16 protein-coding genes and 1 riboswitch are annotated in these 17519 nt (G+C 67.4%); of the genes, 9 read left to right on the top strand and 7 right to left on the bottom strand.

The features are described from left to right. The first annotated feature begins 4 nt into the window (after positions 1-4). From Q8S30_RS13545 to cobA, 6 genes are read left to right on the top strand one after another with little or no spacing between them, the layout of a single operon-like run. Positions 5-1666, top strand: a complete 1662-nt coding sequence (locus Q8S30_RS13545; RefSeq protein ID WP_305666536.1) for an ABC transporter ATP-binding protein — start codon at positions 5-7, stop codon at positions 1664-1666. Continuing rightward, the gene (gene nirB, locus Q8S30_RS13550; RefSeq protein WP_305666537.1) at positions 1666-4104 is read left to right on the top strand and encodes a nitrite reductase large subunit NirB; all 2439 of its coding nucleotides are present in this window, start codon (positions 1666-1668) and stop codon (positions 4102-4104) included. The genes Q8S30_RS13545 and nirB overlap by 1 nt, the downstream gene beginning before the upstream one ends. After that, positions 4101-4439 carry a nitrite reductase small subunit NirD gene (gene nirD / locus Q8S30_RS13555; RefSeq protein WP_305666538.1) on the top strand — a complete coding sequence of 113 codons (339 nt, stop codon included), beginning with the start codon at positions 4101-4103 and terminating at the stop codon, positions 4437-4439. The genes nirB and nirD overlap by 4 nt, the downstream gene beginning before the upstream one ends. After that, entirely contained in the window at positions 4436-7045 is a 2610-nt protein-coding gene (locus Q8S30_RS13560; protein WP_305666539.1) for a nitrate reductase, read from the top strand. The genes nirD and Q8S30_RS13560 overlap by 4 nt, the downstream gene beginning before the upstream one ends. Continuing rightward, positions 7042-8025, top strand: coding sequence for a glycosyl transferase family protein (locus tag Q8S30_RS13565; RefSeq protein ID WP_305666540.1), 984 nt, complete (start codon positions 7042-7044; stop codon positions 8023-8025). Before Q8S30_RS13560 ends, Q8S30_RS13565 begins: the two co-directional genes overlap by 4 nt. A 12-nt stretch (positions 8026-8037) precedes the next feature. After that, entirely contained in the window at positions 8038-8841 is an 804-nt protein-coding gene (gene cobA, locus Q8S30_RS13570; protein WP_305666541.1) for a uroporphyrinogen-III C-methyltransferase, read from the top strand. Positions 8842-8860: 19 nt separating this feature from the next. Here cobA and nrdF read toward each other — a convergent pair whose 3' ends face one another. The 6 genes from nrdF to lepA all read right to left on the bottom strand — a co-directional run bounded on the left by nrdF (position 8861) and on the right by lepA (position 15359). Next, entirely contained in the window at positions 8861-9838 is a 978-nt protein-coding gene (gene nrdF, locus Q8S30_RS13575) for a class 1b ribonucleoside-diphosphate reductase subunit beta (protein ID WP_305666542.1), read from the bottom strand. 8 nt (positions 9839-9846) lie between these two features. Next, positions 9847-11997: a class 1b ribonucleoside-diphosphate reductase subunit alpha gene (gene nrdE / locus Q8S30_RS13580; protein WP_305666543.1), complete on the bottom strand. Its 2151-nt coding sequence runs from the start codon at positions 11995-11997 to the stop codon at positions 9847-9849. Next, positions 11979-12395 carry a class Ib ribonucleoside-diphosphate reductase assembly flavoprotein NrdI gene (gene nrdI, locus Q8S30_RS13585; RefSeq protein ID WP_305666544.1) on the bottom strand — a complete coding sequence of 139 codons (417 nt, stop codon included), beginning with the start codon at positions 12393-12395 and terminating at the stop codon, positions 11979-11981. The genes nrdE and nrdI overlap by 19 nt, the downstream gene beginning before the upstream one ends. A 10-nt stretch (positions 12396-12405) precedes the next feature. Next, on the bottom strand, positions 12406-12627 hold the full coding sequence (gene nrdH / locus Q8S30_RS13590; protein WP_161347718.1) for a glutaredoxin-like protein NrdH: 222 nt from the start codon (positions 12625-12627) through the stop codon (positions 12406-12408). Between the two features lie 91 nt (positions 12628-12718). After that, positions 12719-12905, bottom strand: a riboswitch (cobalamin riboswitch). A gap of 112 nt (positions 12906-13017) precedes the next feature. Continuing rightward, positions 13018-13278 carry a hypothetical protein gene (locus tag Q8S30_RS13595; RefSeq protein WP_305666545.1) on the bottom strand — a complete coding sequence of 87 codons (261 nt, stop codon included), beginning with the start codon at positions 13276-13278 and terminating at the stop codon, positions 13018-13020. A gap of 281 nt (positions 13279-13559) precedes the next feature. Beyond that, positions 13560-15359 carry a translation elongation factor 4 gene (lepA, locus tag Q8S30_RS13600; RefSeq protein ID WP_305666546.1) on the bottom strand — a complete coding sequence of 600 codons (1800 nt, stop codon included), beginning with the start codon at positions 15357-15359 and terminating at the stop codon, positions 13560-13562. 117 nt (positions 15360-15476) lie between these two features. On the opposite strand from lepA, the gene Q8S30_RS13605 reads away from it, so the two are divergent. The 3 genes from Q8S30_RS13605 (at position 15477) to Q8S30_RS13615 (ending at position 16869) form a co-directional block, all read left to right on the top strand. Further along, a complete protein-coding gene (locus Q8S30_RS13605) occupies positions 15477-15674 on the top strand; it encodes a cation transporter (protein WP_305666547.1) in 198 nt (65 codons plus the stop codon). Between the two features lie 189 nt (positions 15675-15863). Further along, positions 15864-16166 carry a hypothetical protein gene (locus Q8S30_RS13610; protein ID WP_305666548.1) on the top strand — a complete coding sequence of 101 codons (303 nt, stop codon included), beginning with the start codon at positions 15864-15866 and terminating at the stop codon, positions 16164-16166. A gap of 4 nt (positions 16167-16170) precedes the next feature. Further along, positions 16171-16869, top strand: coding sequence for an NAD-dependent deacylase (locus Q8S30_RS13615; protein ID WP_305666549.1), 699 nt, complete (start codon positions 16171-16173; stop codon positions 16867-16869). 119 nt (positions 16870-16988) lie between these two features. Here Q8S30_RS13615 and Q8S30_RS13620 read toward each other — a convergent pair whose 3' ends face one another. Beyond that, positions 16989-17510, bottom strand: a complete 522-nt coding sequence (locus Q8S30_RS13620) for a copper chaperone PCu(A)C (RefSeq protein ID WP_305666550.1) — start codon at positions 17508-17510, stop codon at positions 16989-16991. Positions 17511-17519 lie beyond the last annotated feature (9 nt).

The raw sequence follows: 17519 nt of genomic DNA on the forward strand, positions 1-17519 counted from the left end.
CAGCATGGGCATCCTGACATTCAAGAGCGCCGGCAAGGGCTTCGGCTCGGGGCTGGACCGGGTGGAGGTGTTGAAGGACATCACCCTCGACGTGGTCGAAGGCGAGTTCCTGGCGATCCTCGGCTTTTCGGGCACCGGCAAGACCACGCTGATCAACCTGATGGCCGGGCTGACCACGCCCGACAGCGGCGAGGTGCTGTTCAAGGGCGCCCCCATCACCGGCCCGGGGCCAGAGCGGGGGCTGGTGTTCCAGTCCTACTCGCTGATGCCCTGGCTGACGGTGGCGGGCAACGTCGCGCTGGCAGTGGACGCGGTCCACAAGAAGGCCAGCCGGGCAGAGCGCGCGGCCATCGTGGACAAGTTCATCACCATGGTCGGCCTCGGCCATGCCAAGGCCCGCCGCCCGGCCGAGCTGTCGGGCGGAATGCGCCAGCGCGTGTCCGTCGCCCGGGCGCTGGCGATGAACCCCGCCGTGCTGCTGATGGATGAACCGCTCTCGGCGCTCGACGCGCTGACCCGCGCAAACCTGCAAGATGAGATCACGCAGATCTGGCAGGCCGACCAGAAGACGGTCGTGCTCATCACCAATGACGTGGACGAAGCCCTGCTGCTGGCCGACCGCATCGTGCCGCTGAACCCCGATGGCACCCTTGGCCCGGCCTTCAAGGTGGCGATCCCCCGCCCCCGCTCGCGCACCGCAATGAACCATGACGCCACCTTCAAGGCGCTGCGGGCCGAGGTGACGAAGTACCTGATGGATGCCGGAATTTCCGGCAAGGTCGCCGAAACCCGCCTGCTGCCGCAGGTCACGCCAATCCACGGCACGCCGCGCGCCTATGCGCAGGCCGCGAAAAGCCCGGCCTCGGACAAGTACCTGGAGTTCTCGCAGCTCTCCAAGGTCTACCCCACCCCGCAGGGCCCGCTGACCGTCGTGGACAAGTTCGACCTGAAGCTGCGGAAAGGCGAGTTTGTCAGCCTGATCGGCCATTCCGGCTGCGGCAAGTCCACTGTCCTCACCATGGCCGCCGGCCTCAACGACATCTCCAGCGGCGCCATCAAGCTTGATGGGCGTGAGGTGATGGGCGCCAACCCCGAACGCGCCGTGGTCTTCCAGTCCCCCAGCCTCTTCCCCTGGCTCACCGCCAAGGAAAACGTCGCCATCGGCGTCGACCGCGTCTACCCCACCGCCAGCCGGGCCGAACGGCAGGAGGTGGTGGAATACTACCTCGAACGTGTCGGCCTTGGCGACGCGATGGACCGGCAGGCCAGCGAAATGTCCAACGGCATGCGCCAGCGCGTCGGCATCGCCCGCGCCTTCGCCCTCTCGCCCAAACTCCTGCTGCTGGATGAGCCCTTCGGAATGCTCGACAGCCTGACAAGGTGGGAGCTGCAAGAGGTGCTGATGGAGGTCTGGTCCCGCACCAAGGTCACCGCCGTCTGCGTGACGCACGATGTCGACGAAGCAATCCTGCTCGCCGACCGCGTGGTGATGATGACCAACGGACCCCGCGCCACCATCGGCAAGATCACCGAGGTGAACCTTCCGCGCCCCCGCACCCGCAAGGCCCTGCTGGAACACCCCGACTATTACGCCTACCGCGCCGAGGTTTTGCAATTCCTCGAGGATTACGAGCACGGCCACCAGAAGAAGAAGGACGCTGCCTGATGAAACGCAGACTTGTCGTCATCGGCGCGGGCATGGCCTCTGGCCGCGCGCTGGAACATCTGCTGGCCGCGGACCCGGGCGGCTGGGACGTGACCCTGTTCAACGCCGAACCCCGCGGCAATTACAACCGCATCATGCTGTCCCCGGTGCTGTCGGGCGAGAAGAGCTATGCCGAAATCGTCACCCATGATGACGCCTGGTATGCTGCGCAGGGCATCACCTGCCGCTTTGGTGAGGCGATCACCGCCATCGACCGCGCAGCCCGGACTGTCACCTGCGCGAATGGCACCGTGGCCTACGACAAGCTGCTGATCGCCACCGGCTCCGCCCCTTTCATCATCCCGGTGCCGGGGCACAAACTGCCCGGCGTCGTCAGCTACCGCGACCTTGATGACACCAACGCCATGATCGAAGCCTCGGCGAAGCCCGGCGGCAAGGCGGTGGTCATCGGCGGCGGGCTGCTGGGGCTGGAGGCTGCGGCGGGGCTCGCCGCGCGCGGGATGGAGGTGACGGTGATCCACCTGATGGGCCACCTGATGGAACGCCAGCTCGACCCGGCGGCAGGCTACCTGCTGCAAAAGGATCTGGAAAAGCGCGGCCTGCGCATCCATTGCAAGGGCGCGACCAAGGCCATCCTCGGCACGAACCGGGTGGAAGCCGTGCTGTTGGAAGACGGCACCGTCTACGCGGCCGACCTCGTCTGCATGGCTGTCGGCATCCGCCCCGAAACCCGGCTTGCCAACTCGGCGGCGCTGGAAGTCGGCCGCGGCATCACCGTGAACGACCAGCTTTGCACCTCGGACCCCGACATCCTCGCGCTTGGCGAATGCGTCGAGCATGACGGCCAGCTTTTCGGCCTCGTCGCCCCGCTCTACGATCAGGCCAAGGTGGTGGCCGCCACGCTGGCCGGAACCCACGCCGCCTTCCGCCCGGTTCAGACCGCGACCAAGCTGAAGGTCACCGGCGTCGACCTGTTCAGCGCCGGCGACTTTGCCGAGGCCGAGGGGCGCGAGGATATCGTGTTCCGCGACCCGGCCCGCGGCATCTACAAGCGGCTGGTGATCGAGGGCGCGCGCCTGATCGGCGCGGTGATGTATGGCGACACCGCCGATGGCGCGTGGTTCTTCGGGCTGATCAAGGAGGCCGCCGACATCACCGCGATGCGCGACACCCTGATCTTCGGCCCCGCCTATCAGGGGGGTGCCCAGACGGACCCTCTGGCAGCCGTTGCAGCCTTGCCGCCTGAGGCGGAGATCTGTGGCTGCAACGGCATCTGCAAAGGCACCATCACCGCGGCCATCGGCGCAGGCGCCTCCTCGCTCGCCGATATCCGCGCCACCACCAAGGCCAGCGCCTCTTGCGGCACCTGCACCGGGCTGGTCGAACAGCTGCTGGCGGTGACGCTTGGCGATGACTTCAAGCTGCCCACCGCGCAGCCGGTCTGCCGCTGCACCGACCTGACGCATGAGGATGTGCGGCGGCTCATCAAGTCGCAGGCCTTGAAATCCATGCCTGCGGTGATGCAGGAGCTTGGCTGGAAAACCTCCTGCGGCTGCCATGTCTGCCGCCCGGCGCTGAACTACTACCTGCTGGCCGACTGGCCGCTGGACTACACGGATGACGCGCAAAGTCGCTTCGTCAACGAACGCAACCACGCCAATATCCAGAAGGACGGCACCTATTCCGTGGTCCCGCGGATGTGGGGCGGCATGACCAACCCGCGGGAATTGCGGGCCATCGCCGATGCCGCCGACAAATACGCCATCCCGGCGGTGAAAGTCACCGGCGGCCAGCGCATCGACCTCTTGGGGGTGAAGAAGGAACACCTGCCCCATATCTGGGCCGACCTGAACGCGGCCGGGCTGGTGTCGGGCCACGCCTATTCCAAGGGGCTGCGCACCGTCAAAACCTGCGTTGGTACCGATTTCTGCCGCTTCGGCACGCAGGATTCCACCGGCCTTGGCATCAAGCTGGAACAGCGGCTCTGGGGCTCCTGGACCCCGCACAAGGTCAAGCTGGCCGTCTCGGGCTGCCCCCGCAACTGCGCCGAATCCACCTGCAAGGATGTCGGCATCATCTGCGTCGACTCCGGTTTCGAGGTTGGTGTCGGCGGCGCGGCGGGGATGGACCTCAAGCACACCGAACCCCTCGCCAAGGTCGCGACAGAGGCCGAGGCGATCGACCTGACCGTCGCCTTCGTGCAGCTCTACCGCGAACATGCCAAATATCTGGACCGCCCCTACAAATGGCTCGCCAAGGTCGGCCTTCCTTGGGTCCAGCAGCAGGTGATGGACCCTGCCATCCGCGCCGGGCTGATCGAGCGGTTCGACCTGTCGCAGACCGTCTACCAGCGCGATCCCTGGGCTGACCGCGCTACACCCGCCGCGCAGGCCGCCTTCGCGCCGCTTGCCGATCTGACCCGGGAGGCCGCGGAATGACCCAGTCTTGGCTCGACATCGGCGCGCTCGAGGACATCCCCCGCCGCGGCGCGCGGGTGGTCAAAACCCGCCACGGCTGCGTTGCGCTGTTCCGCACCGCAGCCGATCAGGTCTTCGCCATCGACGACCGCTGCCCCCACAAGGGCGGCCCGCTGTCCGAGGGCATCGTGCATGGCAACGCCGTCACCTGCCCGCTGCACAACTGGGTGTTCTCGCTGGAAACCGGCCTCGCGCAGGGGGCCGACAGCGGCGCGGTGGCGACCTACCCGGCCGAGGTGCGGCAGGGGCGCATCCTGCTCGACTGCGCCCGCCTGATCGCCGGGCGCGCGGCATGACCGCGATCCGCACCACCTGCCCCTATTGCGGCGTCGGCTGCGGCCTGCTGGCGACGCCCGATGGCAAGGGCGGGCTGACCGTGAAGGGCGACACGGCCCACCCCGCCAACCTCGGCCGGCTCTGCTCCAAGGGCACCGCGCTGGCCGAAACGGTGGGGCTGGAGGGCCGCATCCTCACCCCGCAGATCGGCGGCCAGCCCGCGACATGGGAGAGCGCGCTGGAGCTTGTGGCCGCCCGCTTCAGCCAAGCCATAGCTCAGCACGGCCCGGACTCGGTCGCCTTCTACCTCTCGGGCCAGATGCTGACCGAGGATTACTATGTCGCCAACAAGCTGATGAAGGGCTTCATCGGCTCGGCCAATATCGACACCAATTCGCGGCTCTGCATGGCCTCCTCGGTCGCCGGCCACCGCCGCGCCTTCGGCAGCGATACCGTGCCCGGCACCTATGAAGATTTCGACAATGCCGATCTGGTGGTGCTGGTGGGCAGCAACCTCGCCTGGTGCCACCCGGTGCTCTATCAGCGGCTGGCGGCGGCGAAAAAGGCGCGCGGCACCCGCGTCGTGGTCGTCGATCCGCGCCGCACCGCCACCTGCGATCTGGCCGACCTGCACCTGCCGATTGCGCCGGGCAGCGACGCCGCCCTGTTCAACGCCGCCCTCGTCGCGCTGGCGGATCGCGGCGCGGTGGACGCCCGCTTCGTGGCCGATCACGTCACCGGCTTCGACGCGGCCCTGGCCGGGGCGCGGGCCAGCGACCCGGCCCTGACCGGCCTGCCCGCCCCCGATCTGGAAACTTTCCTCGACTGGTTCACCACCACCGAAAAAACCGTCACCGTCTATTCGCAAGGCATCAACCAGTCCAGCAGCGGCACCGACAAGGTCAACGCCATCCTCAACTGCCACCTCGCCTCGGGGCGCATCGGCCGCCCCGGCATGGGCCCGTTCAGCGTCACCGGCCAGCCCAACGCCATGGGCGGGCGCGAGGTGGGCGGGCTAGCGAACATGCTCGCCTGCCATCTGGATATCGAGAGCCCCGCCCACCGCGCCGCCGTGCAAGGCTTCTGGGCCAGCCCCGCCATGGCCGACAAGCCCGGGCTGAAAGCCGTGGACCTGTTCCGCGCCGCAGGCTCCAGCCAGATCAAGGCGCTGTGGATCATCCACACCAACCCCGCCGTCTCGATGCCCGATGCCGACCGCGTCGCGCAGGCGATCAGGGACTGCGACTTCGTCGTGGTCAGCGACATCACCCGCACCGACACCACGCGCCTCGCCGACGTGGTCCTACCCGCGACCGCCTGGGCCGAGAAATCCGGCACCGTCACCAATTCCGACCGGATCATCAGCCGCCAGCGCAAGGTGCTGCCCGCCCCCGGACAGGCGCGCGACGATTGGCGGATGATCGCGGATGTCGCCACGCGGATGGGCTGGGGCGAGGCGTTCGACTGGCCCGACGCGGGTGCCATCTTCGCAGAGTATGCGGCGCTGTCGGGCGTGGCCGGGGCCTTGGGGCGCGACTTCGACATCTCGGGACTTCAGCACGCCGACTACGACGCCCTCCCCCCCACCCGCTGGCCGGTCAGTACCACCCGGCAAGGCGGGCGCTTCTTCGGCGACGGGCAGTTCTACACCCCCGACGCCCGCGCCCGGATGCTGCCGATCACCCCCCGCCTGCCCGAAGCGCGCACCGGCAAGCGCTATCCCTTCCGCCTGAACACCGGCCGCATCCGCGACCAGTGGCACACCATGACCCGCACCGCGCTGTCGCCCCGCCTCAGCCAGCACATCGCCGAACCCTTCGTGGAGGTTCACCCCCAGGACGCAAGCGAGCTCGGCCTCGCCCCCGCCACGCTGGCCCGGGTGACGAGCCCTGAGGGCAGCGCCATCCTGCGCGTGTCGATCACCGATGCCGTACAGCGCGGGCAGGTCTTCGCGCCGATGCACTGGACGGGAGAGACCGCCGCCTCGGGCCGTATCGACGCACTGATTGCCGGCGTGACCGATCCCGTCTCGGGCCAGCCCGAAAGCAAGGCTGCCGTGGCCGCCCTCCAGCCGTTTGGCGCCGCCTGGTACGGCTTCGCCGTCTCTGCCAACGCCCCAGCCCTGCTGCAGGCCGATTACTGGGCCACTGCCCGCCACGCCGCAGGCCACCGCACCGAGCTGGCCGGGCTGGAAGCCCCGGCGGATTGGGAAGCCTATGCCCGCGCCCTGTTCGGCCTGCCGGGTGCCGAGTGCCTCAGCGTGCTCGACGCCCGCCGCGGCGGCGCGCGGCTGGCCTTCATGGCGGGTGGCCGCGTGCTTGCGGCGCTGTTCGTCGCGGCAGAGCCGGTGCAGCTGGCCCGCGGCCATGTCGCGGCGCAGATCGGCGCCGACAATCCCGGCCTGCTGGCCGGCCGCCCCGGCGCGGGGCAGGCCGATCCCGGCCCCACCGTCTGCGCCTGCCTCAACGTCGGGCTGCACACCATCACCGCCGCCATCGCCGCGCAGCGCCTGACCAGCGTCGAGGCGATCGGCGCCGCCCTTCAGGCTGGCACCTCCTGCGGGTCGTGCAAGCCGGAACTCGCCGCCCTGCTCGCCCGGATGCCCCGGCTGGAGGCTGCGGAATGAACGCCCTCTCCCCCACCGACCTCGCCCCCTTCGTGCGCATCCTTGGCCGCGGCCCCGGCCGTTCCCGCAACCTCACGCGTGAGGAGGCGACTGCGGCGATGCAAATCATCCTGTCCGGTCAGGCATCGCCAGAGGCCATTGGCGCCCTCCTGATGCTGATGCGCTATCGCGGCGAGGTGCCCGAGGAGGTCGCGGGCTTTGCGACCGCCCTGCGCGCAACCTTGTCGCCCCTGCCCGCAGTCGATCTCGACTGGCCGAGCTACGCTGCCGGGCGCAGCCGCGGGCTGCCGTGGTTCCTGCTCTCGGCCCGGCTGGTGGCGCTGGTGGGCGCGCGGGTGCTGCTGCATGGCTGGAACTCGCACCAGTCCGATGGCGCCGACATCCGCGCCGCGCTGCCCTTTGCCGGGATCGCGCAGGCCGACGGCAGTACCCTCGCCGCCCTGCTTGACCGTGACGGCATCGCCTACCTGCCGCTGGAAGCTTTCAGCCCCGAGGCGATGCACCTGCTGCGCTTGCGCGACGTTCTGGGCCTGCGCTCCTGCATCAACACCGTGCTGCGGGTGCTGAACCCCGCCCTTGCCCCCGCCGCGGTGCAGGGCGTGTTCCACCCGCCCTACCGGCAGCTGCAGCAAGCCGCCTCGGCGCTGATGGGCCAGCCGCGGGCCTGCATCATCAAGGGCGGCGGCGGCGAGTTCGAGCGGAACCCGGCCAAGGACACGCTGCTGTTCCAGCTGTCGGGCGGGCATCCCGAGGAAACCACCGCGCCCGCGATCCCGGGCGGCCTGCCGGGCACCGCCACCCACCCCGAGGCGCTGACCGCCCTCTGGGCTGGCAGCCTCACCGACCCGCTGGCCACCGCCACCGTCACCGGCACCGCCGCGCTGGCGCTGATGACCCTTGGCCGGGCGGAGGATCCCGACGACGCGCGGGCGCTGGCGCAAAGCCTCTGGGCCAACCGCCCCCTTCGCCATGCTGCCTGAGGAGACCCGATCATGACCCCCCTCTCGATGCTGCGCAGATGGGCCACGCGGTCTGCCCCGCAACCCGGCTCCATCGCCCTCGTCGGCGCGGGCCCCGGCGCGGCGGACCTGCTGACACTGCGGGCCCTGCGGCACTTGCAACAGGCCGATGTCATCTTCTACGACCGGCTGGTGGACCCCGCGGTCCTTGGCCTCGCCCGCCCCAAGGCCAGCCGGGTCTTCGTCGGCAAGGAGGTCGGCGCGAATGACTGGCCGCAGGAGCGGATCAACGCGGTGATCGTCGCCGCCGCCCTTCAGGGCCAGCGCGTGGTGCGGCTGAAATCCGGCGACCCCGGCATTTTCGGCCGCGCGACGGAAGAGCTGGAAGCCGCCCGCGCCGCCGGCATCGCCGTGGAAATCGTGCCCGGCATCACCGCCGCCAGCGCCGCCTGCGCCAGCCTTGGCCGCTCGCTCACCGAGCGCGGCCAGACCGACCGGCTGATGCTCGCCACCGCCACCTGCCGCCCCGGCGACCCGGAGCCCGACTGGGCCGAGATGCTGCGCCCCGGCACCACGCTCGCGCTCTACATGGGGGTGCGCAAGGTCGCGGCCTTCACCGCCGGCCTGCGCCGCGCCGGGGTGCCGATGGATCTGGAGGTGACCATCGTCTCCAGCGCCTCCACCGCCGCCGAACGCAGCACCGTGACCACGCTGGCCGCGCTGCCCGCGGTGATGCAGGCAGGCGATCTGCCCAGCCCGTCGATCATCTTCATCCGCTGGCCCAAACAGCACCGCGCCGCGGGCGCCGTGCTGAAGCTGGTGGGAAAGGCGGTCTGAGGCTCAGAAAAACTAAGCCTCAGAAGTCCCAGTCCGCATCCTCGGTCGCCACAGCCTTGCCGATGACATAGCTGGAGCCGGAGCCCGAGAAGAAGTCGTGGTTCTCATCGGCATTGGGTGACAGCGCCGCCAGGATCGCCGGGTTCACATCGCAGACCTGCGCGGGGAACAGCGGCTCATAGCCCAGGTTCATCAGCGCCTTGTTGGCGTTGTAATGCAGGAACTTCTTCACATCCTCGGTCAGCCCGACGCTGTCATAAAGCTCGGCGGTATAGTGCTGCTCGATGTCGTAAAGATCGAACATCAGCGAGAAGGCGAAGTCCTTGGCCTCCTGCCGCTGCGCCTCGGGCAGACGCTCCAGGGCGCGCTGATACTTGTAGCCGATGTAATAGCCATGCACCGCCTCGTCGCGGATGATCAGGCGGATCAGGTCGGCGGTGTTGGTCAGCTTGCCGCGGCTTGACCAGAACATCGGCAGGTAGAAGCCTGAATAGAAAAGGAAGCTTTCCAGAAACACGCTGGCGACCTTGCGGTGCAGCGGGTCGGCCCCGGCGGCATATTCATCGAGGATCAGCGCGGCCTTGCGCTGCAGATGCGGGTTTTCCTCGGACCAGCGGAAGGCGTCGTCCACCTCGGCCGTCGAACACAGGGTCGAGAAGATCGACGAATAGCTGCGGGCGTGCACCGCCTCCATGAAGGCGACGTTGGACAGCACCGCCTCCTCATGCGGGGTGGCGGCATCGGCCATCAGTGTCGGCGCGCCCACGGCGTTCTGCACGGTATCCAGCAGCGTCAGCCCGGTGAAGACCCGGATCGTCAGCTGCCGTTCCGCCGGGGTCAGCGTCGCCCAGCTTTGCACGTCATTGGACAGCGGCACCTTTTCGGGCAGCCAGAAGTTGCCCGTCAGCCGGTTCCAGACCTCAAGGTCCTTGTCATCCTCCAGCCGGTTCCAGTTCACCGCGCGAACGGCGCTGCGCTTTGGCATCATGTCTTTCATCGTCAGCCTCACAGGGAACAGGAAACGCAGCCCTGCACCTCGGTCCCCTCAAGGGCCATCTGGCGCAGGCGGATGTAGTAGATGGTCTTGATCCCGGCCTTCCAGGCCCGGATCTGCGCGCGGTTGATGTCGCGCGTGGTCGCGGTGTCGCGGAAGAACAGGGTCAGCGACAGGCCCTGATCGACATGGCGGGTGGCCGCGGCATAGGTGTCGATGATCGCATCGGGGCCGATCTCATAGGCGTCGCGGTAGTATTCGAGGTTGTCGTTGGTCATGAACGGCGCGGGGTAATAGACGCGGCCGATCTTGCCCTCTTTCCGGATTTCGATCTTCGACGTGATCGGGTGGATCGAGGAGGTGGAGTTGTTGATATAGCTGATCGAGCCGGTTGGCGGCACCGCCTGCAGGTTGCGGTTGTAAAGGCCATGCGCCATCACGGCGGCCTTCAGCGCCGCCCACTCCTCGCGCGTCGGCACCGGGATGCCGGCCTTGGCGAAAAGCTCTGCCACCCGCGGGGTTTCGGGCTGCCAGTCGGCGCTGACATAATCGTCGAAAAAGCTGCCATCGGCATAGCGCGAGGCCGCAAAGCCGCGGAAGCTGTGCCCCCGTTCCCGCGCCAGGGCGTTCGACGCGCGCAGGCAATGGAACAGCACCGTGCAGAAATAGATGTTGGTGAAGTCGATGCCCTCGGCGCTGCCATAATGGATGCGCTCGCGCGCCAGATACCCATGCAGGTTCATCTGCCCCAGCCCGATGGCGTGGCTTTCATCATTGCCGCGGCGGATCGAGGGCACCGAGTTGATCGCCGACATGTCCGACACCGCGGTCAGCGCCCGCACCGCGACCTCCACCGTGCCGCCCAGATCGCCGCCATCCATCGCCGCGGCGATGTTCAGCGAGCCGAGGTTGCACGAAATGTCGGTGCCCAGATGATCGTAGGAGAGGTCATCGTGATAGCTGCTGGCCTCGTTCACCTGCAGGATTTCCGAGCACAGGTTCGACATGCTGATCCGCCCCGCCACCGGGTTGGCGCGGTTCACCGTGTCTTCGAACATGATATAGGGATAGCCGCTTTCGAACTGGATCTCGGCAAGTATCTGGAAGAACTCGCGCGCCTTGATCTTGGTCTTGCGGATGCGCGGGTCATCGACCATCTCGGCATATTTCTCGGTGACCGAGATTTCCGAGAAGGCGAGGCCATAGACCTTCTGCACGTCATGGGGCGAGAACAGATACATATCCTCATTCCGCTTCGCCAGATCGAAGGTGATGTCGGGGATCACCACGCCCAGGCTGAGGGTCTTGATGCGGATCTTCTCATCCGCATTCTCGCGTTTGGTGTCGAGGAAGCGCAGGATATCGGGGTGATGCGCGTTCAGGTAGACCGCGCCCGCGCCCTGCCGCGCGCCCAGCTGGTTGGCATAGCTGAAGCTGTCCTCCAGCAGTTTCATCACCGGGATCACGCCCGAGGACTGGTTGGCGATGCCCTTGATCGGGGCCCCCGCCTCGCGGATATTGGTCAGCATCAGCGCCACGCCGCCGCCGCGCTTGGACAATTGCAGCGCCGAGTTGATGCCGCGGCCGATGCTTTCCATGTTGTCTTCGATGCGCAGCAGGAAACACGAGATCAGCTCGCCCCGCTGCTTCTTGCCAGCGTTGAGGAAGGTCGGCGTCGCGGGCTGGAAGCGGCCCGAGATCATCTCGTCCATCAGCTGCAGCGCCAGCGCTTCGTCGCCCTGCGCCAGCGTCAGCGCGACCATGACCACGCGGTCCTCGTAGCGTTCGAGATATCGTTTCCCGTCAAAGGTTTTCAGGGTGTAGCTCGTGTAATACTTGAAGGCGCCGAGGAAGGTCGGGAAGCGGAACTTGCGGGCATAGGTGGCATCGAAGATCGTGCGCAGGAAGGCGGGCCCATAGCGGTCCAGCATCTCGGGCTCGTAATAGCCCTCGCGGCGCAGATAGCCGAGCTTCTCTTCAAGGCTATGGAAGAAAACGGTATTCTGGTTGACGTGGTTCAGGAAATAGGCCCGCGCCGCCTTGCGGTCGGCCTCGAACCGGATCCTGCCCTCATCATCATAGAGGTTCAGCATCGCGTTCAGCGCATGGTGATCGAGTGCGCCAGCGGTTTCGGGTTCGGGGGTCACGGAACGGTCGAGCATTGGTCTCTCCAGAAGGCGGCGATCCCGTCGCGGACGCGCGAGACATCGGTATCGGTTCCCGCGAGTTCAAAGCGGTAGAACAGCGGCACGGCGCATTTCTTGGCGATGACGTCGCCGGCATGGGCGTAGAAGCGGCCAAAGTTGCGGTTGCCGCCGGCGATGACCCCGCGCAGCAGGGCGCGGGCAGCGGGATCATTGAGGAAGCGGATGACCTGCTTGGGAACAGCGCCGCCCCCGTCATTGTCCGCGTAGGTGGGGCAGATCAGCAGGTAGGGCTGGGGCGGGACCGGCAGGGGGTCGGACATCCGGATCCTGATCCGCTGCGCCGGCAGGCCGAGCCGTTCGACGAAGCGCGCGGTATTGCCCGAGGCCGAGGAGAAGAACACGAGCCCGCCCATGGCGCCGCAATCAGCAGAGCGCGCCGATCTTGTCGGGACGGAACCCGGCCCAGTGATCACCGCCCGCCACCACCACCGGCACCTGCCGGTAGCCAAGCGCGGTGACGCGGTCCAGCGCCTCGGCATCTTCGGAAAGGTCGATGACGCTGTAATCGATCCCGCGCTGGTCAAGCGCGCGATAGGTGGCCACGCATTGCACGCAGGAAGGTTTGGAATAGACGGTGACGGTCATGGTTCTGCTCCGGTTCGGACGGCACGGGAGGCAAGCAGAAACGGGGCCGCGGCGCGCGCGACGGACCATCCCTACCGGGCCCTCCGCCCGTGGCTGATTATCGGTTCAGGGTCGGTCTTCTGACTCGCGGGTCGCGGCCTTGGCCTGCCTTCCCGGTTTCCCAGTGGCGTTGTTGGCCTTGGCTCGCCGCTTACAGCTGCGGGGGCAGTGCCGGGTTTGCACCGGCTTCCCATGCCTTACCCCTTGCGGGGATCAGCACCGTGAACACAACATATAGTATCTGCTGAGCCACCGCTGTCCAGAGGGAACGTTTCAGAAACATGACGGCGGGGCGAAATTTTGCCCCGCGCAAAGGCCGCGGTCCCCGTCCGGCACCGCGGCCTGCAAGGTTCAGACGGCGGGTTTCGCCGGGGTCGCACGCTTGGCAGCGGCTTTCTTGGCCGGCTTTTTCGGTTCGGCGGCCTTCTGGGCCTTCTCGGTCGCCTCATATTGCAGGCGGGCGGTGCGCAGCTTGGCGGTCTTGGCTTCGCGCGCCGCGGTGGCGTCATCGGTCAGCGCACGCACGGCGAGCGTGACGGCGTCGGCGTTGAAGCGCGGGCGGGCGGCGGGCGTGAAGACTTTTTCGACGCGGATCAGATCATCCATGGTCATCTGTCGTCCTTTCAGAACGAGGGCCCCGGATGCCTGAGTAGCCCGGACGCGCGCCGCAAAGGGCGCGCCGCACGGACGAAAGCAGGATCAGAGGCTGGCACGGGCCAAGGCGGGTCGCCTTTGTCGGCGAAAAGCCGGCCGTTGCCATCGGGGAAGGGACAGGTCGCAATCAGGTGCAGGCACAATCCCATACGGTAGAGATAAGCGCTCGCAGGCCCCGGCACAAGGGCAAAGCCCGAAAGCTCTGAGGGCATGGCCCGAATGCGCCCGGGCGAGGCCCTTCAGTCGTCCATCTTCAGGGCCGAGATGAAGGCTTCTTGCGGAATCTCCACCTTGCCGAACTGGCGCATCTTCTTCTTGCCGGCCTTTTGCTTGTCCAGCAGCTTGCGCTTGCGGGTGGCGTCGCCGCCATAGCATTTGGCCGTCACGTCCTTGCGCATCGCCGACAGCGTCTCGCGCGCGATCACCCGGCCGCCGATGGCCGCCTGGATCGGGATCTTGAACATGTGCCGCGGGATCAGCTCCTTGAGCTTCTCCACCATCGCCCGGCCGCGGCTTTCGGCGCGGTCGCGGTGCACCATCATCGACAGCGCATCCACCGGCTCGTCATTCACCAGGATCGACATCTTCACCAGGAAATCCTCGCGGTATTCGCTGATCTGGTAGTCGAAGCTGGCATAGCCCTTGGTGACCGATTTCAGCCGGTCGTAGAAGTCGAACACCACCTCGGCCAGCGGCAGGTCATAGACCGCCATCGCGCGGCTGCCGGCATAGGTCAGGTCCAACTGGATACCGCGGCGATCCTGGCAAAGCTTCAGCACGTCGCCCAGATACTCGTCGGGCACCATGATCGTGGCCTTGATCCGCGGCTCTTCGATATGGTCGACAAAGGTCAGGTCGGGCATGTCGGCGGGGTTGTGCAGGTCGCGCACCTCGCCGTCCTTCATATGCAGCTTGAACACGACCGATGGGGCCGTGGTGATCAGGTCGAGGTCATATTCCCGCTCCAGCCGGTCGCGGATCACCTCAAGGTGCAGCAGACCCAGAAAGCCGCAGCGGAAGCCGAAGCCAAGCGCGGCCGAGGTTTCCATTTCCGAACTGAAGGAGGCGTCGTTCAGCGACAGCTTTTCGATGGCCTCGCGCAGTGGCTCGAAATCCGCGGCATCGACGGGGAAGAGGCCGCAGAACACCACCGGCTGCGCCGGCTTGAAGCCCGGCAGCGCCTCAAGGCAGGGGCGGCGCTCATGGGTGATGGTATCCCCCACCCGCGTGTCGCGCACCTGCTTGATCGATCCGGTCCAGATGCCGATCTCGCCCGGCCCAAGCTCGGCAATATCCACCATCTGCGGCTTCAGCACCGCCAGCTTGTCGACGCCGTAAACCGCGCCGGTCTGCATCATCTTGATGCGGTCACCCTTGCGGATCATCCCGTCCATGACCCGGATCATGACGACGACGCCAAGGTAGCTGTCATACCAGCTGTCGACCAGCATCGCCTTCAGCGGTGCATCGCGGTCGCCCTTGGGGGGCGGCAGGCGGGTGACGATCGCCTCCAGCACATCGGGGATGCCAAGGCCGGATTTGGCGGAAATCGGGATGGCTTCGCTGGCGTCGATGCCGATCACATCCTCGATCTGCTCCTTCACCCGCTCGGGCTCCGCAGCGGGCAGGTCGATCTTGTTCAGCACCGGCACGATCTCATGCCCCGCGTCAATCGCCTGATACACGTTGGCCAGCGTCTGCGCCTCGACGCCTTGCGAGGCGTCGACGACGAGCAACGAGCCTTCGACGGCGCGCATCGAGCGGCTGACCTCATAGGCGAAGTCGACATGGCCGGGGGTGTCGATCAGGTTCAGGATATAGGTCTTGCCATCCTTCGCCGGATATTCGATCCGCACGGTGTTGGCCTTGATGGTGATCCCGCGTTCCCGCTCGATATCCATGCTGTCGAGCAACTGCGCCTTCATGTCGCGCGCGGCGACCGTCCCCGTCAGCTGGATCAGCCGGTCGGCGAGGGTGGATTTGCCGTGGTCGATATGCGCCACGATCGAGAAGTTGCGGATCTGGGAAAGTTCGGTCATGCGGGCCATATGAGCGGGTTTGCCGCGGCGGTCAAGCCGGGCTTCGCGCCCTTGCGCAGTTGACGTTTGGCGCGGGCCGCGGGATGCAGGGGCAAGGCAGGCGCAAAGGGGGCGACAATGATCCTGAACATACCCGAAATGAGCTGCGGCCATTGCCGTGCCGCGGTCGAGGCGGCGGTGGCCGGGGTGGACGCGGGCGCAAGCGTGACGGTCGATCTGGCCACGCGGCGGGCCGAGATTGTCACCGGCGCGGCGCCAGAGGCGGTGATCGCGGCGCTGGCGGCGGCGGGATATGAGGCCGTGCCGGCCGGCTGACCCCATATCCGGGGGCCTTTGCGCGCCGCGCCACCACCGGCTGCGCCGGGCGGTCAAATCGGCGCATTCCTTCAGCAGAGATTGAAAAATCTGCTGCGAATCGGCATAGTTGCGCCAATGACAAAGGGCGCCGCAGACCCGATCAGGCCGGGCAAACCGGCAGCGGCGCCGGGATTGAAGGGCAGTGACATGACCAGAACAGCTTTGCTTGCGGCCGCGCTGGCCGCGCTTCTTGCGGGACCTGCCGCGGCGGGCCCAATCTCTTCGGCCTGCCTCGCCTCGGGCCGGGCGCAGGCCACGCCGCAGCTTTGCGGCTGCATCCAGGGCGTCGCCGACCAGACCCTGTCGCGCGCCGATCAGCGCGCCGCGGCCAAGTTCTTCCGCGACCCGCATCAGGCGCAGGAAGTGCGCCAATCGAGCCGCCCGCGGGATGAGGCGTTCTGGCTGCGCTACCGCGACTTCGGCGCGACGGCCGAGGCTTATTGCGGCTGACGGGATGGCCGCGCCGCACAAGATCGTGGTGCTGACCGGCGCCGGCATCTCCGCCGAAAGCGGGATTGCCACCTTCCGCGCCGCGGACGGGCTGTGGGAACAGCACCGGATCGAGGATGTGGCGACCCCGGAAGGCTTCGCCCGCGACCCCGCCCTCGTCCACCGCTTCTACAACGCCCGCCGTGCCGCGGCCGCCAGTGCCGAGCCCAACGCCGCCCACAAGGCGCTGGCCCGGCTGCAGGCGGCGGGGCGGCATGATCTGCTGATCGTCACTCAGAATGTCGATGACCTGCACGAACGCGGCGGCGCCTCGAGCGTCCTGCACATGCATGGCAGCCTCGCCGGCGCGCTCTGCGCCGAGTGCGGCCATCGCTGGCCCGCCCCTGCGGTCATGGCCCCAGAAGACCCCTGCCCCGCCTGCGCCGCACCCGCAACCCGCCCCGATATCGTCTGGTTCGGCGAGATCCCCTATCACATGGACCAGATCTGGGAGGCGCTGCGCGAGGCCGACCTCTTCGTCTCCATCGGCACCTCGGGCCAGGTCTATCCCGCCGCCGCCTTCGCCCAGAACGCCGCCCGCGCCGGCGCGCAGACGCTGGAGCTGAACCTCGACCCCTCCGCGCTCACGGCCGAGTTCGACGAGGCCCGCCAGGGCCCCGCCACCAGACTCGTCCCTGCCTGGGTCGACAGCCTGCTGGCGTAACACCCTCTTTCCCTTTGCCTTTTCCAAATATCCTCGGGGGGTCCGGGGGGCAGAAGGCCCCCCGCCTTTACCATTGGGGCGGGGCAGACAGCCCCCCGGCGCCGGCCCTTGGCGCAGCCTCAGTTGCTGGGCGCGCCCATCTGCATCTTGCCCTGCATCTGCCCCTGCATCTGGCCATGCATCGGCTTGCGCTCCAGATCCACCGGCACCTCGACGACCACCTCGCCCGCCGTCTCGAAGGTCAGCGTCACCGGGATGATATCGCCCTGCGCAAGAGGCCGAGTCAGGCCGAGGAACATCACATGATCCGCCCCGCGCTGCAGGGCATGGCTGCCATTCGCCGGGATCATGAAGCCCTCCGGCACCTCGATCATCTGCATCACGCCATTGGTATCGGCGACATGGGTGTGCAGCTCCACCCGCTCGGCAATGTCCGACGCGGCAGAGACCAGCCGGTCATCGGCAGCCGTGTGGTTCTCGATCACCATGAAGGCCGCGCCAGAGGCGGACATCATGGTGGAGGCGCGGGCGTAGGGATCAGAGACGGTGATCCCGCCCTCGGCCCGGGCGAGGCCCGGAAGCATCAGCGAGGACAGAAGGGCAGCAACCGCCGCGGCGGATTTGAACATGGGAACGCGCATGGCGTAACT

This window comes from Frigidibacter sp. (assembly GCF_030695035.1).
Classification (GTDB): Bacteria; Pseudomonadota; Alphaproteobacteria; order Rhodobacterales; family Rhodobacteraceae; genus Frigidibacter.

Excerpts from the sequence above, each read along its gene's own strand:
- Q8S30_RS13545 (WP_305666536.1), top strand. The coding sequence starts at position 5 with ATGGGCATCCTGACATTCAAGAGCGCCGGCAAGGGCTTCGGCTCGGGG.
- nirB (WP_305666537.1), top strand. The coding sequence starts at position 1,666 with ATGAAACGCAGACTTGTCGTCATCGGCGCGGGCATGGCCTCTGGCCGC.
- nirD (WP_305666538.1), top strand. The coding sequence starts at position 4,101 with ATGACCCAGTCTTGGCTCGACATCGGCGCGCTCGAGGACATCCCCCGC.
- Q8S30_RS13560 (WP_305666539.1), top strand. The coding sequence starts at position 4,436 with ATGACCGCGATCCGCACCACCTGCCCCTATTGCGGCGTCGGCTGCGGC.
- Q8S30_RS13565 (WP_305666540.1), top strand. The coding sequence starts at position 7,042 with ATGAACGCCCTCTCCCCCACCGACCTCGCCCCCTTCGTGCGCATCCTT.
- cobA (WP_305666541.1), top strand. The coding sequence starts at position 8,038 with ATGACCCCCCTCTCGATGCTGCGCAGATGGGCCACGCGGTCTGCCCCG.
- nrdF (WP_305666542.1), bottom strand. The coding sequence starts at position 9,838 with ATGAAAGACATGATGCCAAAGCGCAGCGCCGTTCGCGCGGTGAACTGG.
- nrdE (WP_305666543.1), bottom strand. The coding sequence starts at position 11,997 with ATGCTCGACCGTTCCGTGACCCCCGAACCCGAAACCGCTGGCGCACTC.
- nrdI (WP_305666544.1), bottom strand. The coding sequence starts at position 12,395 with ATGGGCGGGCTCGTGTTCTTCTCCTCGGCCTCGGGCAATACCGCGCGC.
- nrdH (WP_161347718.1), bottom strand. The coding sequence starts at position 12,627 with ATGACCGTCACCGTCTATTCCAAACCTTCCTGCGTGCAATGCGTGGCC.
- Q8S30_RS13595 (WP_305666545.1), bottom strand. The coding sequence starts at position 13,278 with ATGACCATGGATGATCTGATCCGCGTCGAAAAAGTCTTCACGCCCGCC.
- lepA (WP_305666546.1), bottom strand. The coding sequence starts at position 15,359 with ATGACCGAACTTTCCCAGATCCGCAACTTCTCGATCGTGGCGCATATC.
- Q8S30_RS13605 (WP_305666547.1), top strand. The coding sequence starts at position 15,477 with ATGATCCTGAACATACCCGAAATGAGCTGCGGCCATTGCCGTGCCGCG.
- Q8S30_RS13610 (WP_305666548.1), top strand. The coding sequence starts at position 15,864 with ATGACCAGAACAGCTTTGCTTGCGGCCGCGCTGGCCGCGCTTCTTGCG.
- Q8S30_RS13615 (WP_305666549.1), top strand. The coding sequence starts at position 16,171 with ATGGCCGCGCCGCACAAGATCGTGGTGCTGACCGGCGCCGGCATCTCC.
- Q8S30_RS13620 (WP_305666550.1), bottom strand. The coding sequence starts at position 17,510 with ATGCGCGTTCCCATGTTCAAATCCGCCGCGGCGGTTGCTGCCCTTCTG.